This is a genomic window from Synechococcus sp. RS9909, from assembly GCF_014279595.1.
Classification (GTDB): Bacteria; Cyanobacteriota; Cyanobacteriia; order PCC-6307; family Cyanobiaceae; genus Synechococcus_C.
The window spans coordinates 271,716-292,813 of record NZ_CP047943.1; the positions used below are offsets into that span (position 1 = coordinate 271,716).

The following is a 21,098-nucleotide window of genomic DNA, read 5'->3' on the forward strand; positions in this document are numbered from 1 at the left end:
GGAGGCGGAGGCGGCGATGTTGGCGCCACCGGCACTGGCGGCATCCACGACGGAGCCACCGGCACCACCACCGCCACCGACGGACTGGGCGAAGAGACCAATGGCGCCATCGCCGAGGGTCTGAATGGCGCCGGCGACGGAACCACCGATGGCGCCACCGGAGCCACCACCACCACCGCTGCCGGAGACACCCGCGGAGGCGCCGAAGGAGAAGGTGGAATTCGCAGAGGTGGCTTCTGAGGAGGCGTTGGAGGTAACGGACCCCCCCTGACCACCACCGCCACCAACGGACTGGAGGAGAATGCCGTGGGAGCTCTTGCCGGCGGTGAGGAAGGTACCGTCGGCGTAAAGATTCACATTGCTGGCACTGCCGCCACTACCACCGGAGCCGCCCATGGCAAAGGAGGCGGAGAGATTGCCACCGGCTGCGGAAGCGGAGTTAACGGAGCCACCGACGCCACCACCGCCGCCGACGGATTGGAGGAAGATACCAATGGCGTTGTCGCCGACGGTCTGAACACCGAGGTCAGCGAGGAGTGAGGAGCTGCCGAGCTGAACGGATCCACCGCTGCCGCCGGCACCGCCCTCACCGGCGAGGGAGACCTGGCCACCGAAGGAGAAGTTGGTGTTGGAGGCGTTGGTGGTGGCATTGCTGCCGGTGATGGATCCGCCCTGACCGCCACCGCCACCGATGGACTGGAGCAGGATGCCTGTGGCGCCATCGCCAGTGCCAAGGGTGCTGTTGCCGGTGACCACCGTGAGACTGCGGCTGCTGGGGACCAGCAGGCGGACACTGCCGCCAGCACCACCGACGCCCCCGGAGCCACCCATGGAGAAGGAGGCGGAGGCGGCGATGTTGGCGCCACCGGCACTGGCGGCATCCACGACGGAGCCACCGGCACCACCACCGCCACCGACGGACTGGGCGAAGAGACCAATGGCGCCATCGCCGAGGGTCTGAATGGTGCCGGCGACGGAACCACCGATGGCGCCACCGGAGCCACCACCACCACCGCTGCCGGAGACACCCGCGGAGGCGCCGAAGGAGAAGGTGGAATTCGCAGAGGTGGCTTCTGAGGAGGCGTTGGAGGTAACGGACCCCCCCTGACCACCACCGCCACCAACGGACTGGAGGAGGATGCCGTGGGAGCTCTTGCCGGCAGTGAGGAAGGTGCCGTCGGCAAAGAGATTCACTGCGCTGGCACTGCCGCCATTGCCACCGGCACCGCCCATGGCGAAGGAGGCGGAGAGGTTGCCCCCGGCTGCGGAAGCGGAGTTGACGGAGCCACCGACACCACCACCTCCACCGACGGATTGGAGGAAGAGCCCGAGGGCGTTGTCGCCGACGGTCTGAACACCGAGGTCAGCGAGGAGGGAGGAGCTACCGAGCTGAACGGACCCACCGCTGCCGCCGGCACCGCCCTCACCGGCGAGGGAGACCTGGCCACCGAAGGAGAAGTTGGTGTTGGAGGCGTTGGTGGTGGCATTGCTGCCGGTGATGGATCCACCCTGACCGCCACCGCCACCGATGGACTGGAGGAGGATGCCTGTGGCGCCATCGCCAGTGCCAAGGGTGCTGTTGCCGGTGGAGACCACCAGGCGACCGGGCACGGACAGATTGATGTTGCCGCCCGCGCCACCGTTGCCGCCACTCCCGCCCATCGCGAAGGAGGCCGACGCCGAGATATTGGCGCCCCCGGCGGACGATTCCGCTTGGGTGACCGAGCCGCCGGCACCACCACCACCACCGATGGACTGGCCGAAGAGGCCGAACGACTGATCGCCCTGGGTGACGATCTGACCGATCAGGCTGCCGTTGATCGCGCCACCGGACCCGCCACCACCACCCTCACCGGCTACGCCAGCTGAGGCGCCGAAGGAGAAGCTCGAATTGGCCGTTTTTGCTTCGGAAGAGGCATTGGAGGACACGGACCCACCGGCACCGCCGCCGCCACCGATCGATTGCAACAGCACACCGGTGGCGTATTGGCCCGACGTCAGGAAGGTGCCGTCTGCGAACACGCTGACGTTGCCAGCGCTGCCTCCGTTGCCGCCGGCACCGCCCATGCCGAATGACACCGAGAGATTGCCGGCCGCCGAGCCATTGGTGGTGGAGGAGCCGATGCCGCCACCACCGCCGACCGATTGCAGCAGCATCGCGGTGGCGTTGTCTCCGAGGGTGGTGACGTTGACATCAACCAGGTTGGAGCTGGAGCCGAAGCTCACGGCCCCAGCCGAACCACCCGACCCGCCGGTGCCACCTACTCCAGCTGAGGCTCCAAAGGTGAAGCTGGCATTGGAGTCGGTGGTGGTGGTGGATTTGACATCACCGGCCCGACCACCGCCGCCACCCAAGCTTTGCAGGGTGATGCCCACCGAGGAGTCGCCACGGGTGAGCACATTGATCGGCTTCAGCCCGATCAGGCTGACGGCTCCACCAGAGCCACCGGAGCCGCCGGAGCCGCCCATCGCGAAGGATGCCGATCCAGACACACTGCTGCCGCCGGATGCCGACGCGTCACTGAGAGCGGAGCCACCGGCACCACCGCCGCCACCGACGGATTGGAGGAACAGGCCATCGGAGGAGGCGCCGCTGGTGACGACGTTGCCGCCGTAACCGACGGACACGGCACCGGCATTGCCACCACCACCGCCGTTGCCGGAGACGCTGACGCTCGCACCAAAGCTGAACGTCGAATTTCCGGAGCTGGAACTGGAGCTGCTGCTCGAACTGGAACTGGACGATGAGCTGCTGTTGCCGGAAGGTGCGCTGGCGCTGGAGCGGGTGGTCGTGCTGCCGCCTGCACCGCCGCCGCCGCCGATCGACTGGGCGATCAGACCTGCGGCGTTATCGCCGGCGGTGAGGATCTCGGCCAGGGTGTTGACGGTGACGTTGCTGGCATTACCGCCACCACCGCCCTTGGCACCCATGCTGAAGTTGACATTCAGGGCGCCACCCTGATTGTTGGTGCTCGCGCCGCCACCAGTACCGCCACCACCACCGACAGATTGGGCCAGGAAGCCCGTGGCACTGTCGCCAGCTGTGGTGACAGCCAACACCAGTGGATTGCTGCTGCCATTGCCGACGGTCACCGAACCGGCATTACCACCCGTTCCGCCTGTGCCGCCGACATTGGCGCTGGCACCGAAGGAATATTCGGATTTGGATTTGTTGTAGCTGGCGTTGCTCACGCTGCCGCCGGCACCACCGCCGCCACCGATCGACTGGGCCACCAGGCCCGATGCGAGCGCGCCGGAGGTGGTGATCGTGAGTCCGTTGCCGGTGCTGTCAGGCTGCACGGTCACCGAAGCACCGGAACCGCCCTGGGTGCCGGCGCCGCCCAGGTTGACGTTCACGCTGCCCTGAATCGTGTCGCTGCCCGATTTGGAGGCCGTGAGGTTGAACGATTCACTGCTGCCACCGGCGCCACCGCCACCACCCACCGATTGGGCGAGCAGGCCAGTCGCCGAGGCGCCGAGCGTGGTGATCGCACCCGACACATTGACCAGCACGCTGCCGGCATTGCCACCGGGGCCGCCGTCGCCACCCACATTGGCGCCGAGGCTGATCGGCTTTCCTTCCTTCGAGATTGTGGCCTGATAGCTGGCGGAAGAACCACCGGTGCCACCACCGCCACCCACCGACTGGGCCAGGATGCCGTAGGAGAAATCGCCGGCGATCACATCGCCGTCGTTGTTGGCGAGGCCGGTGGAGATGATGCTGCTCGACGTCACTGTGACGGAGCCGGAATTGCTGCCACTACCGCCGGAACCACCCAGATTGACGCCACCGGTGATGGCCATCTGATTGGAGTTGCTTGCGGTCGCCTGCAGGTTCAGGGTGCTGCCACCGCTGCCACCGCCGCCGCCGATCGACTGGGCCACAATGCCACCGCCGAAATCACCCCGGGTGGTGATCCTGGGAGCGGTGTTGGTGACCGTGACCGAGGCGGCCGAGCCACCGGCACCGCCGGTGCCGCCGATGTTGACGCCGATGTTGACGGCAGCATCTGAGTTGGATGCGCTCAGCTGGGCATTGGTGGCCGTACCACCGGCCCCACCGCCGCCCCCCACCGATTGGGCGAAGAGGCCGTAGGCGAAATCGCCGTACACAACATCGCCGTAGGTGCTGTTGCTGAGCAGCGTTCCGGTGCTGATCGTGCCGCTGTTGCTGATGGTGACGCTGCCGGCATTGCCGCCGGAACCTCCATTCCCACCAACGCTGGCGCCGGCATTGATCGTTTTTCCTTTGGAGGAGAGGCCCAGCTGCACATTCACGGCCTGTCCGCCACTGCCGCCCTGGCCGCCGAGAGACTGGCCGTAGACGCCAGCGCTGAGGTTGCCGAGGGTGAGAATGTCACCGCTGTTGGTGATGCTCACGGCGCCGCCGGTGCCGCCGCTCCCCCCACTGCCGCCGAGATTCACCCCGAAATTGGCGGCGTTCGATTGCGACAGGCTCAACTGACCGCTGTAGGTGTTGCCGCCGGCGCCACCGCCACCACCCACCGACTGGGCGTAGATGCCGTAGGCGTTGTTGCCGTACAGCACCTCATCAAGAATGGTGCCGGTGGTGATCGCCGCTGTGTTGCTGACGGTCACGGCACCGGCATTGGAAGCTGGGCCGCCGTCACCACCAATGTTGACCCCGGCATTGAAGGCCTGGCCGTCACTGCCACCGGCGATGCTCGCCTGAATGTTCAGGACGCTGCCAGCGACGCCGCCGCCGCCGCCGATCGACTGGGCCAGGATGCCGGTGGCGAAATCGCCGAGGGTGCGGATGCTGGAGCCCGTGTTGGTCACGCTGACGGAGCTCGCATTACCGCCTGCGCCGCCGGTGCCACCGAGGTTCACGCCGGCATTGACGGTGGGTTGGCCACTGAAGCCAGCAGAAAGCTGGGCTGAGATGGCGCTGCCACCGGCACCACCGCCGCCGCCCACCGACTGGGCGAAGATGCCGTAGCCATAGCCGCCGAAGAGTTGGCTCTCGCCGTTGACGTTGTTGGTGAGAACGGTGCCTGTGCGCAGGTTGCCGCTGTTGGTAACCGTGACGGAGCCAGCATTGCCGGCAGCAGCTCCCGTGCCCCCCACGGCGGCACCGGCGTTGATGGCGGTTCCACTGCTCGACCCCGACAACTGGGCGTTGATCACACGGCCACCGGATCCGCCCCCACCGCCAAGCGATTGGGCATAGATCGCGGCCGCCTGATCACCAAGGGTGGTGACCGTGCCGCTGTTGCTGATCGAGACGTTGCCGCTGTTGGATCCCGTGCCTCCGTCGCCCCCGAGGCTGACGCCAACGTTGACTGAGGCATCCTCGGATAGCGACAGGGTGCCACTGATGGCCTGGCCGCCGGCACCACCACCGCCGCCCACCGACTGGGCGTAGATGCCGTAGGCATTGTTGCCGTACAGCGTGTTGTAGGTGCCGTTGTTGAAGATCGTGCCGGTGCTGATGTCGGCGAGGTTGCTCACACTCACGTTCGAGGCGGTGCCGCCGCTGCCGCCCTTGCCGCCCAGGGTGACGCCAGCCGACACGGCGGTTTGCCCACCGGAAGCCTGAAGGTTGAGGGAACTGCCACCGGCTCCACCGCCACCACCGATCGACTGAGCCAGGATGCCCGTGGCGAAATCGCCCAGGGTGGTGATCGAGGCACCGTTGTTCGTCACGGAAACGGAGCCGGCGGTGTTGCCGCTGCCGCCACCACCACCGATGGCGACGCCTGTGCTGACCGAAACCTCGGTTCCAACCGCCACGTTGGCCTGCAGCACACTGCCGCCGGTGCCGCCGCCGCCGCCCACCGACTGGGCGTAGATGCCGTAGGAGTAGATGCCGGCGAGGTAGGCATCCAGACCATCAGCGGCGGGGATGACGCTGCCGGTGCTGATCGTGGCGTTGTTGGTGACCGACACAGTGCCGGCGTAACCACCGCTGCCACCTTGGCCGCCGACGGTGGCCTGGGCGCTCACCGGGACGCCACCGGAGCCGGAGAGAGAGGCGGTGAGGGCGGAACCACCATTGCCGCCGCTGCCGCCCACCGACTGGGCAAAGAGACCGGCGGATTGGTCGTTGAGGGTGGTGACGGAAGTGCCGGTGTTGTTGACGGTCACGTTGCCGGCGAAGGCACCGCTGCCCGCCTTGCCGCCCACGGTGGCGCCGACGCCCACGCTGGCGCTGCCGCCCACCTGCAATTGGCCTGTGATGGCATTGCCGCCACTGCCGCCGCTGCCGCCCACGCTCTGGGCGAACAGGCCAGGAGCATTGGTGCCTTCGGTGCGCAGCAGGGAACTGTTGCTCACGCTCACCGTGCTACCGGAACCACCACGGCCGCCGGTACCGCCGAGGGTCACGCCCACGTTCACGGCGCCATCGCCACCAGCGAGCTGGAGAGTCATCGCGCTGCCGCCGGCGCCACCACCGCCGCCCACCGATTGGGCATAGATCGCCGCAGCGTTGGCTCCCACGGTTTCGATGGAGCTGCCCGTGGAATTCACAGTGACGCTGCCGCCGCTGCCGCCACCGGATCCGCCACCGCCGATGGTGGCCCCCGCGTTCACGCCCGCACTGCCAATGGCGATGGAACCACTGATGGCATTGCCGCCGGATCCGCCACCGCCACCCACCGACTGGGCGAAAATGCCATACGACTGGCTGCCCTGGGTGCGGATGCTGCTGCCACTGGTGACGCTCACCGCGCTGGCATTACCACCGCCGGAGCCGGAGCCGCCCACGGCCGCACCTGCATTCACGCCCGCAGCACCACCCGAGGCCTGCACACTGAGCACAGAGCCACCGGCGCCACCGCCACCGCCCACCGATTGGGCGTAGATCCCGGCGGATTGATTGCCAAGGGTCGAAATTGACCCTGCACTGGTGGTCACCGTGACGCTGCCGGCATTGGCACCGCTGCCACCGGTGCCGCCCACCGTGCCGCCCACGTTGACGCCGGCACTGCCACCGCCGGAGAGCTGGATGTTGAGGGAGGAACCGCCCTGGCCGCCACCACCGCCGATCGACTGGGCCAGGATCCCCTGGGAGAAGTCACCGAGGGTGCTGATCAGATCATCATCAGCAAAATTCGCCGAGACGGTGACATTGCCGGAGTTGACGCCGCTGCCACCGGCACCACCGATGCCGAAGTTGGCGCTGACACCGGCGGTGCCGCCGATGGCCACGCTGCCGGTGATCGCCGAACCACCCTGGCCGCCACCACCACCCACCGACTGGGCCAGGATGCCGGGAGAGTAACTCTCACCTGCAATCAGGCCAGTGCGGATTGATCCGTCGCTGTAGGTGAGATTGACGTTGCCGCCGGCACCACCACCACCACCGGAACCGCCAACGCCGACGGCAACGGAACCACTGGCCACCGGGTTGGCACTGAAGGATCCGGTGATGGCTGAGCCACCGCTGCCGCCACCGCCACCGATGGACTGAATCAGGATGCCCGGCGAATAGCTGCGGGAGGTGCTGAGGTCACCGCTGATGGTGCCACTGGCGCTGCCGGCAGAACCGCCCGAGGATCCGGAACCACCGACACCGACGCCGATGCTGGCGGTGATCGAGCCTGAAGCGGAAATGGCGCTACCGCCACTGCCGCCACCACCGCCGATGCTGCTGATGCTCACGCCTGGCGAATAGGCGCCGGTGGTGGTGATCGCCGAGCCGCTGAAGTTGGCCGACACGCTGTTGCCACTGCCCCCGGCGGAACCGGAGCCACCCACCGACGGGGCGACGGCACCGGCACCGGCGGAGATGCTCAGACTCTGACCACCGCTGCCGCCACCGCCGCCGATGCTGGCGGCATTCAGACCGGGAGACTGGAATCCAGATGTGGCGATCGTGCCATCGGCAAAGACATTGACCGGGCCGGAATCACCACCACTGCCACCAGTGCCGCCCACGCCGACGCTGGCGCTGATCCCAGCGCTGAAGGAGATGGCGCCCGCGCTGCCACCGGCGCCGCCGCCACCGCCAATGCTGGTGGCACTGATGCCTGGTGAGAAATCACCACTCGTGCTGATGTCAGCAGAGAAGGGCGTGCCGCTGGTGCCCACGTTCACAGTGCCGCCCGTGTTGCCGGATCCGCCACTACCGCCCACCGCGACGCTGACGGAGAACCCTGCTCCGACAGAACCGGACGTGGAGCTGCCGCCGTTACCGCCGCCGCCGCCGATGCTCTGCACCAACAGACCGGGGGAGCTGTTGCCGGAGGTGTTGATCGTGATCGGATCGGCGCCGCCAGGTGCGGTGACCTGAGCTGTGCCCCCCTTGCCGCCGGCGGCACCATCGCCACCCACGGCCACGGAGATGCCAACACTGGCCGAGCTGGCATTGCCGCCATTGCCGCCGCCGCCGCCGACCGATTGCACGATCACACCCGGGGCGAAGTCTTGGAGGGTGGTGATGCTGCCGCCGGAGAGTTCGGCCGAAGCTGTGCCGCCATTGCCACCGGTGCCGCCTTCGGCTCCGAAGGCAATCAGTCCGGCGCTGGTGCCGGCACTGCCGCCGCCGCCACCGATCGACTGCACCAGGATGCCGGAGGAAAGGGTGCCGGCGCTGCTGGGGCCGGTGGTGATTGATCCGCCCGAAAAGGTGAGTGAGGCCGTGCCGGCATTGCCCCCTGCTCCAGCTGTGGAGGATGACCCCAACGTGATGGCTGAGGTCATGCTGCCGATGGCGCCGCCGCCGCCGCCGATCGACTGAACGATGATCCCCTGGGAGTTGTCACCGTTGGTGGTGATCGTGCCGGCGCTCATCGAGGCGGAGGCCGTACCGCCATCACCGCCGGCCCCCCCCTCACTCAGGCCGAGATTGACGATCGATGTGGAACCGGGGACGGAACCGCCACCGCCACCGACGGACTGGGCGTTGATGCCCGGAACACTGTTGCCGGTGGTGCTGATCGTGCCGGTGTTGCTGGCGCTCACGTTGCCGGCGTTGCCGCCGGTGCCACCGGTGCCGCCATAGGTGACGATCACGCCACCGCTACCGGAAGCGCCACCCTGGCCGCCTACCGATTGCACCAGGATGCCGGCGCCGCCGGCGTCACCAGCGGAGTTGACGGTGATCGTGCCGGCATTGGTTCCGGTGGCTAGGCCGGAAAAACCGCCCGTGCCGCCCGTGCCACCGGAGCCGAAGGTGCCGCTGCCGCCGTTACCACCGATGCCACCGGTGTTCTGCGAGAGCACACCGATCGCTCCACCATTGTCGGAGCTGGTGGAGCTGTTGCTGACGGTGACGGACGCACCGCTCTGAATCGTGATTCCTGCCGTCTGGCTGGTGGAGCTGCCACCGACGCCACCATTGCCTCCACTGGCTAAGCCTGCATCACCTGCATCACCTCCCTGACCGGAGATGGCTGAGGCCTGAACGCCTACCAGTTTTTTGGCGTTGGCTGAGAGGGAAATCGAGCTGCCGCTCGACATCGTGACGGAAACGTTGCCTGGCGAGCCACCGGTTCCACCATCGCCACCATCGCCGACGGAAGTGCCACCCGTACCGCCGTTACCTCCTGTGGATTCGGAGCCCAGACCTCCACCCTCGTTGCCGGAGATCGCTCCGTAATTGCCAGTGACCGTCTGGGTGATGTTGGGGCCTTGCCCGCCGCTACCACCGGTTTCGCCGGTCGTGCTCCAGGGGTCATAGCCCTTGTTCGAACCGTTGCTGCCGGTTCCGTAGAGATAGGGATCGGACGGAGGAGAGGTGTAGTTTCCTGATCCGACGTTCTGCGTCTGGGCGAGCACACTCGTCGTCTTCCCCGCCATCAGCATGAAGGCGGGGAGGAGAGCCAGTACCGAAGTTGCTCGCCGATTCAATGCGGAATCCGCATTTCAACTCGGCAGAGATTAATGGCAGAGCGGGGCCTGTCATCGGTTTTGTTGCCAGATGCCGCCAGTTCCCGGAGTGGTTTCAGAGCAGCCGATCACTGCTTGAATCCCCCCAGTCGCCGTGAATTGCTTGGCTGCACGATTTGCTTCGGGGCGAGCTGCTTTTGGCTCGTTGGTGATCGCTGCGGGATTCGGTGCTGGAGGGCTGTTTTCAGCGGCCCGAGCGCTTCCCCCCGAGCAGGTGGATCAAGCCTTTGCCACGGTCACGGTCTTGACCCCGGTCACGGCAGCCGGCGAGGTGAGAGCCCTGAAAGACGTAGGCATGGTGGCGTTCTTCTCCCCACTGGCCGCCGATCTATTCGCTAGAAACTGGCGCCAGCGACAGCCCGGCGAAGCTGAGTTCCGGGTAGCGCCTCTGGCTCTGACCACGTTTGAGGCGGCCTATCTTGCGGCGCGCCAGAAGGATGAAGCGCTGCAGCGGGCCTACCTGCCCGATCCTGCCCAGATTCCGGCTGTGGTGGGTTTGCTGCAGCAGCAGGGTGTTCAGCCCGAGCGGGCCAGAACCCTGGCACGGCAGCAGCCCTACGTGCTGTGCCCCGATCCCTTGGTGCGGATCACCCCAACGGCTCAGGGGGCTGACCGCGGCGCGTCATCACGCACGGTGGTGCCCTGTGCCTTCTCCTTCACCACGATGGCTCTGCTGGTCAACCAGAGCAACGTCTCAGCCAAGCGGCCCACCGTGCTGAAGGCCTATTCGCTCGATGAGATGGTGCGCTTCCTTTCAAGTGAGAACGGGGAGGATGCCCGCAACCTGGTCATCACCTCCCCGATCCCCCGCCCCGCCAGCCCGGCTCAGGCGGCTTCGCCTTCCGATTGAGCGGCGTCAACCTGAGCTCCATCCACTGTGGCGATCGGCTCCAGGCCAGCGGCGGCGATCAATTGTGTGAGCGTGACCGTCATGCTCTGCTGAGCTGATGCCAGCTGACGCAGGCGGAAGCGGTGCTCATTGAGTTCGTTCTCACAACGGATGAGGTCGTTGAGCACCACCACAGCATCGGCGGGCAGGGCCTCCATCGGATAGACCCGACCGTCGAGGGTGAGGGTCTGCTGACCGCCATCTGCCGACGTTGGGTTCAGGGCTTCCGCCTGCACCATCTCTGAGGCGTTCTCGTGGTCGCTCATGGTTGTTGAGGTTCAACGGATGAAAAGTTGTCGAACCTTAGGTGAGTTCTTTTCGAGGGCTGCAGCGAATCCAGGGGTTGTGATGGCTCGGCACGGGGTCACCCTCCCGCAAGCCAGGGAAGCAGGAACGATGGAGGCCTTCACGCAGCAGGTGGGATTGGCCGCGCAGGCTCTGCGGAGCCAGGCTCATGGCCGGGGCCAGTCGCAGCACCCCTTCTCCGCAGCCATACACGGCCACAATCGCCAGCCGTTCACTGGCGGCCTCGTGGCGATCGCTGCCATGCAGGGTCCAGCCGTCGTGGTAGCTGCAATCCCCAGGCTTCAGGCCCAGCGTCGTGGCGTGGTCACGCCCATCGGCTGTCCAGGTGCGTCGATTTTGGCTGTGGCTGCTGCTGCTGCTGCTGCCATCCAGCAGCTCACAGCAGGGATGGGGCGCGCGCCAATACTCCAGTGGTGCGTCGGCCTGGGATCGGATCGAGCTGAGGGGGATCCAGATCGTGAGGAACTCGCAGCCCTCCACCGGAATGAACAGGGCATCCTGGTGCCAGGGGGTGTGTTCACTGCCGGGGCGCTTGCAGTAGGTCTGATCGCGCAGCAGCCACACCCGATCACTGCTGAGAAGATCGGCGGCCAGTTGGGCCGGTTCTCCCTCAAGCAGCCAGCGCTCCAGTTCCGGGTGGTCTTTCCAGAGATTTTCGCGAAAGTCCCAGTGCTGGCCGTAGCCCCGCACGCTCGCTTCGAGTGAGCTCTCTGAGGCGGATGGCTGCTGAATCAGGGAGCGGATCCGCTCCACCTTGGTGACCGCGCAGAATCCGCGCATCACCCCCTGGCGATCGATCCAGGCTGCAGCAGGCACGCTCGGATGGCAGGAGGCTGTCATCATGACGCTCCTGAGGTTGTTGCATGCGCCCCACCTGGGACTCCTTCTGGCATGGTTCGCCGGCCGCATCGGCGTTGCTCGAACCCCTGAATCCCTCCCCGGTGCAGCGCAACTTCCTCTGCGGTCTTTCGCCGTTCGATGCCCCGGCCATCGGTCTGGAACTGTCCAAACGGGGCCTGCGTCGCCGCCCCCACATGGCGGCCCTGATCCTCAGCAACCGACTCCAGCGCTGGCAATCCATCCTCGCGCCGTTTCTCGATGGTGACGGCGGTTGTTCCGGAGGACTGTCGCCTCGGGATCTGCAGGGCCTGCTCGAGCCGATGGTGTGCCTTCAGGCGGAGACCTGGCTGGAATTCACCGAGGCTCCCCGCGTCTGCGCCGGCCAGTCGTTTCTGCTGTTCCGTCGTCTCGCCGACGCCATGCCTCAGGAGAGGGTGGGCGCATGGCTTCAGGGATGGCATGCCGGCCTTGCCCCAGTGCTGCGCTCCAGGCTGCCTCTGCCCTCCGGGGATTGGTGGGCCGATCTGGCTCCGCTGTCGCTCGGATCCCTCGATCAGGTGGGGGTGGATCTCCATCCCGGCCGCGAGGAATGGCGGTTGCTGTTCCTCGTGCCATCGCCCCAGGCCCTGTTGCAGCAGTTGAATCTGGCACCGCCGCTCCAGGCGGCGTTGCAGGGGTTTCCACTGGCTCTGGCGCTCGGTAGTCGCCAACGGTTTCGGGATCGCTACGCCCTCGAGGTGTTTCCCCTTTATCGCCTGCAGCACACGATCACCGGTCATCCGGGGCCGATTCCCACGGGGCCTCAGCAGTGGCCGCGTTGGCCGGCCCATCCGGCCCTGCTGCCGGCTCGAAAGCTCGACGCGCTCACCCAGCTCGGGTTGTATCACCCCTCCCTTCCCTGTGGCTCCCGAAGGGTTGCGCTGCGGGGCGGACTCAGTCATCAGAAACTGGTGTTTGAGGCCTCCGCGTTGGTCGACCACAAGGCCTACATGGGGGCGATGGTCAGTACTCCCATCGCAACGAGCTGGGATCATGCTCTCGCCTGGTTGGCCCAGGCCGATCAGGGCTGGGGTGGCTTTGCCCTGCGTCCGGGGGTGTCGGATCAGTGGGTGCCTCTGGCCTGTCTCACCCTGCTGGCTGACTGGCGAGAGCATGCCCGCCTGAAGGCGGCCTATACCCATCAGCAGCGAGCGCTGGAGTTTCTGCTCGAGTGTCCCCGTCCGGTGGGTTACAACCGTCACACGCCGGTGGATGGCGACAGTTCGATCTGGCTGCGCCGCTGTCTTCTCGCTCTCGACCGCCCCTCATCCCCGGAGCTGGATCGCTGGCTCGAGCGGATCTGGCGAGCGGATGAGGGGGTGCGCACCTATCCCGACCCTGGGTCGATCGCCGCTTTCATCCAGCGACCCGTGGCTCAACTCAGGGGTTGGTGTGCTCCCCACGACTGTGTCCTGGCCAATTTCGCCAGCGATCCAGGCCTCCCCCATGCGGCAGAGGCACTGCAGCTTCTGCGTCAACGTCTCGATCAGGGCTTCTTTCGCAGCACCTGGTGGCCCCATGACGGCCTGATGCTCAGCCTGCTGCCGCGCGGCTGTCTGCCCCGTTTGCTGGTGCGGCGTGTTCAGGCTCAGACCCTCACGCCGGCCGTGCGAGCAGCGATGCCCGAAGAGGCGGCGGAGCGCCTCGAGCGCTTTGCTCATGCGCTGTTTCTGCTGCGTCACGGCACCACCCCAGAGCAGCACCTGGCCAGTGAGCAGTTGGATCGACTGATCACCGCACCGGCGGCCTTTCAGTCGTTGCTCGTGATGCAGCTTCCCGATCCGGATGTTGAGGATCCGGCGGATCAGGCCAACTGGCGCTGGGCTGGTGACCGGGAAGGGGGCCTGGCGCCTGACCCCCATGGCTATCTCGCTGCTGCGTTAGTGCTGAGCGCTCAGGTGCGATCCAGATAGGCCTGGAAGTCGTTCATGCCGAAGAGGTCGTCGATGCCGCCCTCCACCAGTAGATCGAGGTCGTCGTCGCTCATCGCCAGGATCTGCTCCGCCTGGGCCCGGAGCAGGTCGGCTGCCCTCACCTGAAATCCCTTCTCCCTGGCCAGGCTCAGTACCCCCTGGAGATCGAGGCTGCTGAGCTGGTCCTGCAGGTCGGGGCTGCTGTCGATGCTGTTGAGAAAGGCCTCGAGATCTTGGCTGGCCATGGCAAGGCAGGTGGACGCTCTGGTCTGAATCCTGTCATCAGCGCGATTGGCGCCCCATAGGATCGGGCCACGTGGCTGAAATCAACGTGCATCTCCACTTTCTGATCCCTTGTTACGGCGGTCAGATCTCGGAAGTGACCTTCACCAGCTTTGTGCGTTTCATCGCCAGGGCACCGCAGTGGGGACTCGAGTGGAGCCTGGACACGTTGGTGAATGAAAGTCTGATTCCCCGCGGCAGGAATGCGCTGGTGGCCAGGGCGATGAACAATCCCCGGGCGACCCACCTGATGTTTGTGGATGCCGATATCGGCTTCGACCCTGAATACATCCTGATGCTGCTTCAGGAGGATGTCGATGTGATCGGGGGCGGCTACCCCAAAAAAAGCCTGCCGATCGACTACGTGATCAATCCGCTCCCTGATGGCGAGGTGGATGACACCAAAGCGGAGGTGGAGCGCATCGGCACCGGTTTCTTGCTGTTGAAGCGTGAGGTGTTCACACGGATGGCGGAAGCGATGCCGGAGCTCCGTTACACGGACGACTGTGGCCTCGACCCCTCCATCAACACCCATCTCCATGCCTTCTTCGAATGCGGGTTGTTCGGTGAAAAAGTGTTCATGAGCGAAGACTGGCTCTTCTGTAATCGCTGGCGCTCCCTTGGGGGCAGGATCTTCATTTCCAAGCGTTTTGCCCTCACCCATGTGGGCAGCTATGCCTTTTCGGAGGCTTCGCAGGCGGCTTTGTTATCGCGCCTGAGTTCCCAGATGGCAGTCAATCCGGCCTCGGCCGCTTCGGTGGCAGCGACGTCTGTTGTCGACCTGGCGGTGAAAGAGGCGAAACCCGGGAAATCAGCCAAAACCAGCAAAACCAGCAAAACAGCCAAAACAACGTCCAAAACCACTGCGGCGGCCCGGCGTCGCACCAAGCCGGCCGACAGCCGCCCGGCAGACTGAGCGACGGTTTGTCGCTCAGCCCTTCCATGACGCAACTGCAGAGCCTGCGCGGCATGGTGGATCTGCTGCCGGAGCAGACCCGGCGCTGGCAGGCGGTGGAGGCCGTGGTTCGGGCTCAGATGCAGCGGTGGTGCTGTGAAGAGATTCGAACACCCCTCCTGGAAGTCACCGAATTGTTTGCCCGCGGCATCGGCGAGGGCACCGATGTGGTGGGTAAGGAGATGTATTCCTTCATCGATCGGGGTGATCGCTCCTGCACGCTTCGGCCGGAGGGAACGGCCTCCGTGGTGCGCGCGGCCCTGCAGAACGGCCTCCTCGCCCAGGGGGTGCAACGCCTCTGGTACGGCGGCCCGATGTTCCGCTACGAGCGACCCCAGGCTGGCCGACAACGCCAGTTTCACCAGATCGGGGTCGAATGGCTCGGCGTCTCCACAGCCGCCAGCGATGCCGAGGTGATCGCCCTTGCCTGGGATCTCCTCGCGGAACTGGGCGTGACGGGTCTGGCCCTGGAGGTCAACAGCCTCGGCACTCCGGAAGACCGAAAGCTATACCGCAGCACGCTGGTGGCCTGGTTGGAGAAGCGAAGCGACGCCCTCGATCCCGACGCTCAGCAGCGGCTGCAGACCAATCCCCTGCGCATTCTCGACAGCAAACACCCCCAGACCAAGGCGGTGCTGCAGGACGCTCCCACCCTCGAGCAGAGCCTTGCTCCGTCCAGCCGGGCTCGCTTTGAGGCCGTGCTCGAGGCGTTGCAGGATCTGGCGATTCCTGTGCAGCGCAACCCCCATCTGGTGCGTGGTCTGGATTACTACGGCCACACCGCCTTTGAAATCACCAGCAACCAGCTGGGTGCCCAGGCCACCGTGTGTGGAGGCGGTCGATACGACGGCTTGGTGCAGCAGTTGGGTGGCCCGCCAACGCCGGCCATCGGCTGGGCCCTCGGCATGGAGCGCCTGTTGCTGGTGCTCGAGGCGGCGGCCCAGGTTGATCCAGCTGGCCGGGCCGCGCAGTTGGTGCGTGCCCAGGGGCCTGTGGCTTATGTGGTGCATCGTGGCGAGGCGGCGGCGCGCCAGGCGCTGGTGCTCTGTCGCGGTTTGCGTCAGCGCGGTGTGGCCGTGGAGCTGGATGCCACCGGATCGGCCTTCGCCAAGCAGTTCAAACGGGCTGATCGCAGCGGCGCTGACTGGGCGCTCGTGCTGGGTGACGCCGAAGTGGAACGGGGCGTTGTGAAGCTCAAGCCCCTGCAGGCTGAAGTCGGCGAGACGGCCCAGGAGGAGCTGCCGGTGGCCGATCTCGATCGACTCGCCCTATGCCTTGGCCATTGACATGCCCGCAGCTCAGAAGCCCCCCGCAGACCTGCACGGCGCCGCGATCGGGCCCAGGGGAGCTGCGGTGGTGACGCCTTATCACCTCGAACCGCTCGAGTGGCTGGAGCGTTGTCATCGCAGCTGCCTGGATCAGCAGGGTGGCTGGGCTCTGCGTCACGTGATGGTGGCGGACGGGCATCCGCGCGACGACGTGGACGCCTGGGATGTGGAGCACATCCGCTTGCCCCGGGCCCATGCCGATAACGGCAACACCCCTCGCTGCCTCGGTGCAATTTCCGCGATCAATCAGGGCTATTGGCCGATCCTGTTTCTCGATGCCGACAACTGGTACCAGCCTTGGCATCTCGACAGTGTGGTTGCCTTGCGTCACCGTCATCCCATTGCTGATGTGCTGGCGATGGGCCGTCAGTGCGTGCTCCCCGACGGCACCCCCATCCCCGGCCTGCCCGAAGAGGACCTGGAGCATCGCCATGTCGACACGTCCTGCTACGTGTTCTATCCCTCCGCTTTTCGTGCCCTGCCCCTGTGGGGGATGATGCCTCCGGCATTAGGCCCTGTGTGCGACCGTTTCATGCTGGGATCACTTCATGAGCTTGGCCTTGTGATCGCCGGCACCCATCACCCGAGCGTCGTCTTCACGACTCACTACAGCTGGGGCTATCAGGCTCTGGACCAGCCTGTTCCCGATGACGTGCATGACGTCGATTGGAAGCGGGTGAATGCCGGCTTTGATCCGGTCGAGGTGTTTCGTCGCACCGGCCTCTCCGTTCAGCTCACGCGGCCGTCGGTCGGTGCGCCTCTGGAAGCGTCCTCTCGGGGGTCGAGCGTCAGTGGTCCTCCCCTGGATGCCGCCACGACCATGCCAACGATGATCACCTCGCGCCCCACGGCATGACATTCCCTTCGATCCGCACCATCTGCTGCATCGGCGCCGGCTATGTGGGCGGTCCGACGATGGCGGTGATCGCCGACCGCTGCCCGGCTGTGCAGGTGACGGTGGTGGACATCAACCAGGCCCGCATCGAGGCCTGGAATGACGCTGACCTCAGCAAGCTGCCGGTGTATGAGCCGGGGCTGGATGCGGTGGTGGGCCGGGCCCGCGGCCGCAACCTCCACTTCTCCACCGCCGTGGAGGAGCAGATCGCCGCCGCCGATATGGTGTTCATCTCCGTGAACACCCCCACCAAAACCAAAGGGCTCGGGGCTGGGCAGGCCAGTGACCTGCGCTGGGTCGAGGCCTGCGCCCGCAGCGTCGCCAAAGCCGCCACCGGCCACACGATCGTGGTGGAGAAGAGCACCCTGCCGGTGCGCACCGCCGAGGCGGTTCAGTCGATCCTTGCTGCTGCCGACCCCAACGGCGGCGCGCGCAGTTTCTCGGTGCTCTCCAATCCGGAGTTTCTGGCGGAGGGCACCGCCATCCGCGATCTGGAGGCGCCGGATCGGGTGTTGATCGGCGGTGAGGACCCTGCTGCGATCGAGGCCCTCGCCGCGATCTACGCCAGCTGGGTGCCCGATGAGCGGATTCTGCGCACCAATCTCTGGAGCAGTGAGCTGTCCAAGCTCACCGCCAATGCCTTCCTGGCGCAGCGGATCAGCTCGATCAACAGCATTGCCGCCTTCTGTGAGGCCACCGGCGCCGATGTGCGGGAAGTGGCGCGGGCGATCGGCACCGACAGCCGCATCGGCCCGAAGTTTCTCCAGGCGGGGCCGGGGTTCGGCGGCAGCTGTTTCCAGAAAGACATCCTCAATCTGGTGTATCTCTGTCGCCATTTCGGCCTGCCCGAGGTGGCCGATTACTGGGAGTCGGTGGTGCAGCTCAACACCTGGCAGCAGCACCGCATCGCCAGGCTGGTGGTGCAGAAACTCTTCGGCACGGTGACCGGTAAGCGGTTGGCGATCCTGGGCTTCGCCTTCAAGGCCGACACCAACGACACGCGCGAGGCACCGGCGATCCGCATCTGCCGCGATCTGCTCGAGGAGGGGGCCCAGCTGGCGATCCACGACCCGAAGGTGGAACCGGATCAGATCGAGCGCGACCTGCGTCTGTCCGCCAGTGAGGCGCCCGATGCGGAGGCGGGCCCCACCCGGGCGGCCCTGAGCGGTGAGGGCACCTGGTGGAGCAGCGCTGTGGTGGAGGAGGCCCTGGCCGGTGCCGATGCGGTGCTGATCCTCACGGAATGGCAGCATTACCGCTCACTCGATTGGGCGGCCCTGGCGCCGCTGATGCGTCAGCCCGCCTGGGTGTTTGATGCCCGCTCCGTGGTGGATCCCGATCAGGTGCATGCCGCCGGCCTGAAGCTCTGGCGCATCGGCGAGGGCCAGCCATGAACAGTGAACGTTCGAGGCCGGTGCTCGTCACCGGTGCGGCCGGTTTCATCGGTGCCGCCCTCTGCCAGCGCCTGTTGGAGCGCGGTGATCGGGTGATCGGTATCGACAATCTCAATAGTTACTACGACCCGGCCCTCAAGCGGGCCCGCCTCGCTGAGGTGGAGGCCGTGACCGCTGCACCTGGCGCCGGTCGCTGGCGTTTTGAGCCGATCGCTCTTGAGGATGCTGACGCCCTGATGGCTCTGTTCGCAGCGGAGCGCCCAGCTGTGGTGGTGAATCTCGCCGCCCAGGCTGGCGTGCGCTACTCCCTCGACAATCCTGCTGCCTACATCCAGAGCAATCTGGTGGGCTTCGGGACCCTCCTGGAGGGCTGCCGTCACCACGGTGTGGAGAACCTGGTCTATGCCTCCAGCAGTTCCGTGTATGGCGGCAACCGGAACCTGCCTTTCCACGAGCAGCAACCGGTGAATCACCCGGTGAGCCTTTATGCCGCCAGCAAGAAGGCCAATGAGTTGATGGCCCACACCTACAGCCATCTCTACGGTCTGCCCGCCACCGGTCTGCGCTTTTTCACTGTGTATGGCCCTTGGGGCCGCCCCGACATGGCACCGATGCTGTTCGCCAAGGCGATCCTGGCCGGTGAGCCGATCAAGGTGTTCAACCACGGCCGCATGCAGCGGGATTTCACCTACATCGACGACATCGTGGAAGGGGTGTTGCGCTGCTGCGACAAGCCGGCCACTGCCAATCCCAGCTTCGATCCGCTCGCTCCCGATCCCGCCACGGCGGCAGCCCCCCATCGGCTGTTCAACATCGGCAACAGCGAGCCGATTGAGCTGCTGCGCTTCATCGAGGTGATGGAGCAGGCCTTCGGCCGGGAGGCGATCAAAGACTTTCAGCCGATGCAGCCGGGCGATGTGGTCGCCACCGCAGCCGACACAACCGCCCTGGAGGCCTGGGTGGGGTTCCGCCCTTCCACGCCGATCGCTGAGGGGGTGCAGCGGTTTGCTGACTGGTATCGGAACGTCTACAGCCCCCTTCAGTCGTAGAAACGTTTGCCGTCAACCCTTTTCTGACGATGGCGGCGCGCTTCGCGTCGGGTGTATTCGCTCACTGTGGGGTTGGCCGCGATCGGATCCACATGGGCGACCTGCTCCCACAGCTCTCGAGGCGCCCAGCGCACGGTGTGCTCCACCCGGTCGTGTTTGGTGATGTGGCACCAGCGGGAGGAGCCGCATTTGGGGCAGAAGAGTTCTTCCAGCCACTCATTGCTCAGCACCAGCACCGGGTAGGCATTGATCACCAGCTGGGCTCTCTTGGCTGACATTCCCCGGCGTTGGAGTTCCTCGGCACTGAGCAGGTGGAGGTAGTACTTCTTGCCGTTCCCTTCGATCTTCTGCTCGGGATGGGCTGGGCAGAACAGTTCCCTGCGTTTGGGGCGGCGATCGCGGCGGCTCCGGGTCGGCTGGCTCTGATCAGGACGTCCCTTTGGGGAAGTGACCATGGTCAGCTTGCTGCAAAATCCAGCCTATGAGGCCGAGGCGACATCGACTCTCCTCTCGCTGAAACCAATCAGGATCAATGCGTTATTGGCATAAAAAACCCGGATGCAGAGATCCGGGGGCTGAGATTGAGGTCCAACGGGCTGAGGTTCAGGCGGAACCGACGCCGGTGTAGGAGCCGTAGAAGAAGAGGCCCACCACGAAGATCACGGCCATGCCGCCGGCGGTGGCCACAAGCCAGAGGGGAAGGGCACCCTCGGTCCAGCGGGAGCGCCAGGCCACCGCAGGTCGACCGTCGGGGAGGCGATCGGGAATGCGACCGTCAGGCAGATTGGATTTCTTGCCGCTCATGGGGTCAGTTCCTCAGTTGAAGAAGTAGCTGGAGAACAGGATCCCGGTGGTGAACACCAGCAGCAACCCCAGATAGAGGCTGGTGCGGTTCAGTTCCACCGGCAGGTTGTTCGGATTCGGGTTGCGCTGCATGGGAAGGGTCCGAAGAGGAAATCAGCGGCGGATGAACTGCATGGCAGCCAGAGCACCGAGGAAGAACACCGTGGGGATGCCCAGGGTGTGCACAGCGAGCCAGCGCACCGTGAAGATCGGGTAGTTGCGCGGCGTGGACGTGGCGGATGATTGGGTCATGGCTTATTGCAGGCGCAGGTCGAGCTGGGACTTGCCTTCATAGCGCTGGCTCACAACGGGAGCTTTACTTTCCGAGGCCTGGAAATAGGCGTCGGGGCGGGGTGTGCCGAAGGCGTCGTAGGCGAGGCCAGTGGACACGAACAGGAACCCGGCGAGGAAAATCGCGGGCAGGGTCACGGCGTGGATCACCCAGTAACGGATGCTGGTGATGATCTCAAAAAACGGGCGTTCCCCGGTGGAGCCGGCGGCCATGGCTTC

Annotated in this window: 16 protein-coding genes (1 of these 16 only partly in view); 7 read left to right on the plus strand and 9 right to left on the minus strand. The window is 65.8% G+C overall.

The annotated features are described in order from the left end of the window. A protein-coding gene (locus SynRS9909_RS01285; RefSeq protein ID WP_186593777.1) for an autotransporter outer membrane beta-barrel domain-containing protein crosses the window boundary here: on the minus strand, window positions 1-9,765 show its start. It extends 17,625 nt beyond the left edge of the window; only the first 9,765 of its 27,390 coding nucleotides appear in the window; the start codon lies at window positions 9,763-9,765; its stop codon lies off the left edge, out of view. A 238-nt stretch (window positions 9,766-10,003) separates the two neighbouring features. Between SynRS9909_RS01285 and SynRS9909_RS01290 the strand changes: the two genes are divergently transcribed. Then, window positions 10,004-10,705 (plus strand): hypothetical protein, encoded by a 702-nt coding sequence (locus SynRS9909_RS01290; RefSeq protein ID WP_240307814.1) that lies wholly within the window; start codon window positions 10,004-10,006, stop codon window positions 10,703-10,705. On the opposite strand, the gene SynRS9909_RS01295 is transcribed toward SynRS9909_RS01290, so the two are convergent. Further along, complete coding sequence (locus SynRS9909_RS01295; protein WP_007100882.1) at window positions 10,681-11,010, minus strand: hypothetical protein; 330 nt, start codon at window positions 11,008-11,010, stop codon at window positions 10,681-10,683. The two genes, SynRS9909_RS01290 and SynRS9909_RS01295, sit on opposite strands and share 25 nt — an antisense overlap. Window positions 11,011-11,047: 37 nt before the next feature. Then, window positions 11,048-11,866, minus strand: coding sequence for a phytanoyl-CoA dioxygenase family protein (locus tag SynRS9909_RS01300; RefSeq protein WP_240307728.1), 819 nt, complete (start codon window positions 11,864-11,866; stop codon window positions 11,048-11,050). 47 nt (window positions 11,867-11,913) lie between these two features. Between SynRS9909_RS01300 and SynRS9909_RS01305 the strand changes: the two genes are divergently transcribed. Further along, on the plus strand, window positions 11,914-13,842 hold the full coding sequence (locus tag SynRS9909_RS01305) for a hypothetical protein (RefSeq protein WP_007100880.1): 1,929 nt from the start codon (window positions 11,914-11,916) through the stop codon (window positions 13,840-13,842). On the opposite strand, the gene SynRS9909_RS01310 is transcribed toward SynRS9909_RS01305, so the two are convergent. Next, window positions 13,824-14,087, minus strand: a complete 264-nt coding sequence (locus tag SynRS9909_RS01310) for a Nif11-like leader peptide family RiPP precursor (protein ID WP_007100879.1) — start codon at window positions 14,085-14,087, stop codon at window positions 13,824-13,826. The two genes, SynRS9909_RS01305 and SynRS9909_RS01310, sit on opposite strands and share 19 nt — an antisense overlap. 71 nt (window positions 14,088-14,158) lie before the next feature. On the opposite strand from SynRS9909_RS01310, the gene SynRS9909_RS01315 reads away from it, so the two are divergent. From SynRS9909_RS01315 to SynRS9909_RS01335, 5 genes are read left to right on the plus strand one after another with little or no spacing between them, the layout of a single operon-like run. Further along, complete coding sequence (locus SynRS9909_RS01315; RefSeq protein ID WP_007100878.1) at window positions 14,159-15,040, plus strand: hypothetical protein; 882 nt, start codon at window positions 14,159-14,161, stop codon at window positions 15,038-15,040. A gap of 26 nt (window positions 15,041-15,066) precedes the next feature. Beyond that, entirely contained in the window at window positions 15,067-16,365 is a 1,299-nt protein-coding gene (gene hisS, locus SynRS9909_RS01320; protein ID WP_007100877.1) for a histidine--tRNA ligase, read from the plus strand. 1 nt (window position 16,366) lies between these two features. After that, window positions 16,367-17,263, plus strand: coding sequence for a glycosyltransferase family A protein (locus tag SynRS9909_RS01325; protein WP_007100876.1), 897 nt, complete (start codon window positions 16,367-16,369; stop codon window positions 17,261-17,263). Then, window positions 17,260-18,696: a nucleotide sugar dehydrogenase gene (locus tag SynRS9909_RS01330; RefSeq protein ID WP_007100875.1), complete on the plus strand. Its 1,437-nt coding sequence runs from the start codon at window positions 17,260-17,262 to the stop codon at window positions 18,694-18,696. Before SynRS9909_RS01325 ends, SynRS9909_RS01330 begins: the two co-directional genes overlap by 4 nt. Next, window positions 18,693-19,745 carry an NAD-dependent epimerase gene (locus SynRS9909_RS01335; protein WP_007100874.1) on the plus strand — a complete coding sequence of 351 codons (1,053 nt, stop codon included), beginning with the start codon at window positions 18,693-18,695 and terminating at the stop codon, window positions 19,743-19,745. The genes SynRS9909_RS01330 and SynRS9909_RS01335 overlap by 4 nt, the downstream gene beginning before the upstream one ends. Here SynRS9909_RS01335 and SynRS9909_RS01340 read toward each other — a convergent pair. The 5 genes from SynRS9909_RS01340 to psbE all read right to left on the minus strand — a co-directional run bounded on the left by SynRS9909_RS01340 (window position 19,736) and on the right by psbE (window position 21,092). Next, window positions 19,736-20,200: a hypothetical protein gene (locus SynRS9909_RS01340; protein WP_007100873.1), complete on the minus strand. Its 465-nt coding sequence runs from the start codon at window positions 20,198-20,200 to the stop codon at window positions 19,736-19,738. The genes SynRS9909_RS01335 and SynRS9909_RS01340 overlap by 10 nt on opposite strands. 148 nt (window positions 20,201-20,348) lie before the next feature. Next, window positions 20,349-20,549, minus strand: a complete 201-nt coding sequence (locus tag SynRS9909_RS01345) for a photosystem II reaction center protein J (RefSeq protein WP_007100872.1) — start codon at window positions 20,547-20,549, stop codon at window positions 20,349-20,351. 12 nt (window positions 20,550-20,561) lie between these two features. Then, window positions 20,562-20,681: a photosystem II reaction center protein L gene (locus SynRS9909_RS01350; RefSeq protein ID WP_007100871.1), complete on the minus strand. Its 120-nt coding sequence runs from the start codon at window positions 20,679-20,681 to the stop codon at window positions 20,562-20,564. Between the two features lie 21 nt (window positions 20,682-20,702). Beyond that, window positions 20,703-20,840 (minus strand): cytochrome b559 subunit beta, encoded by a 138-nt coding sequence (gene psbF, locus SynRS9909_RS01355; protein WP_007100870.1) that lies wholly within the window; start codon window positions 20,838-20,840, stop codon window positions 20,703-20,705. 3 nt (window positions 20,841-20,843) lie between these two features. Continuing rightward, on the minus strand, window positions 20,844-21,092 hold the full coding sequence (gene psbE, locus SynRS9909_RS01360) for a cytochrome b559 subunit alpha (RefSeq protein ID WP_007100869.1): 249 nt from the start codon (window positions 21,090-21,092) through the stop codon (window positions 20,844-20,846). Window positions 21,093-21,098: the final 6 nt, after the last annotated feature.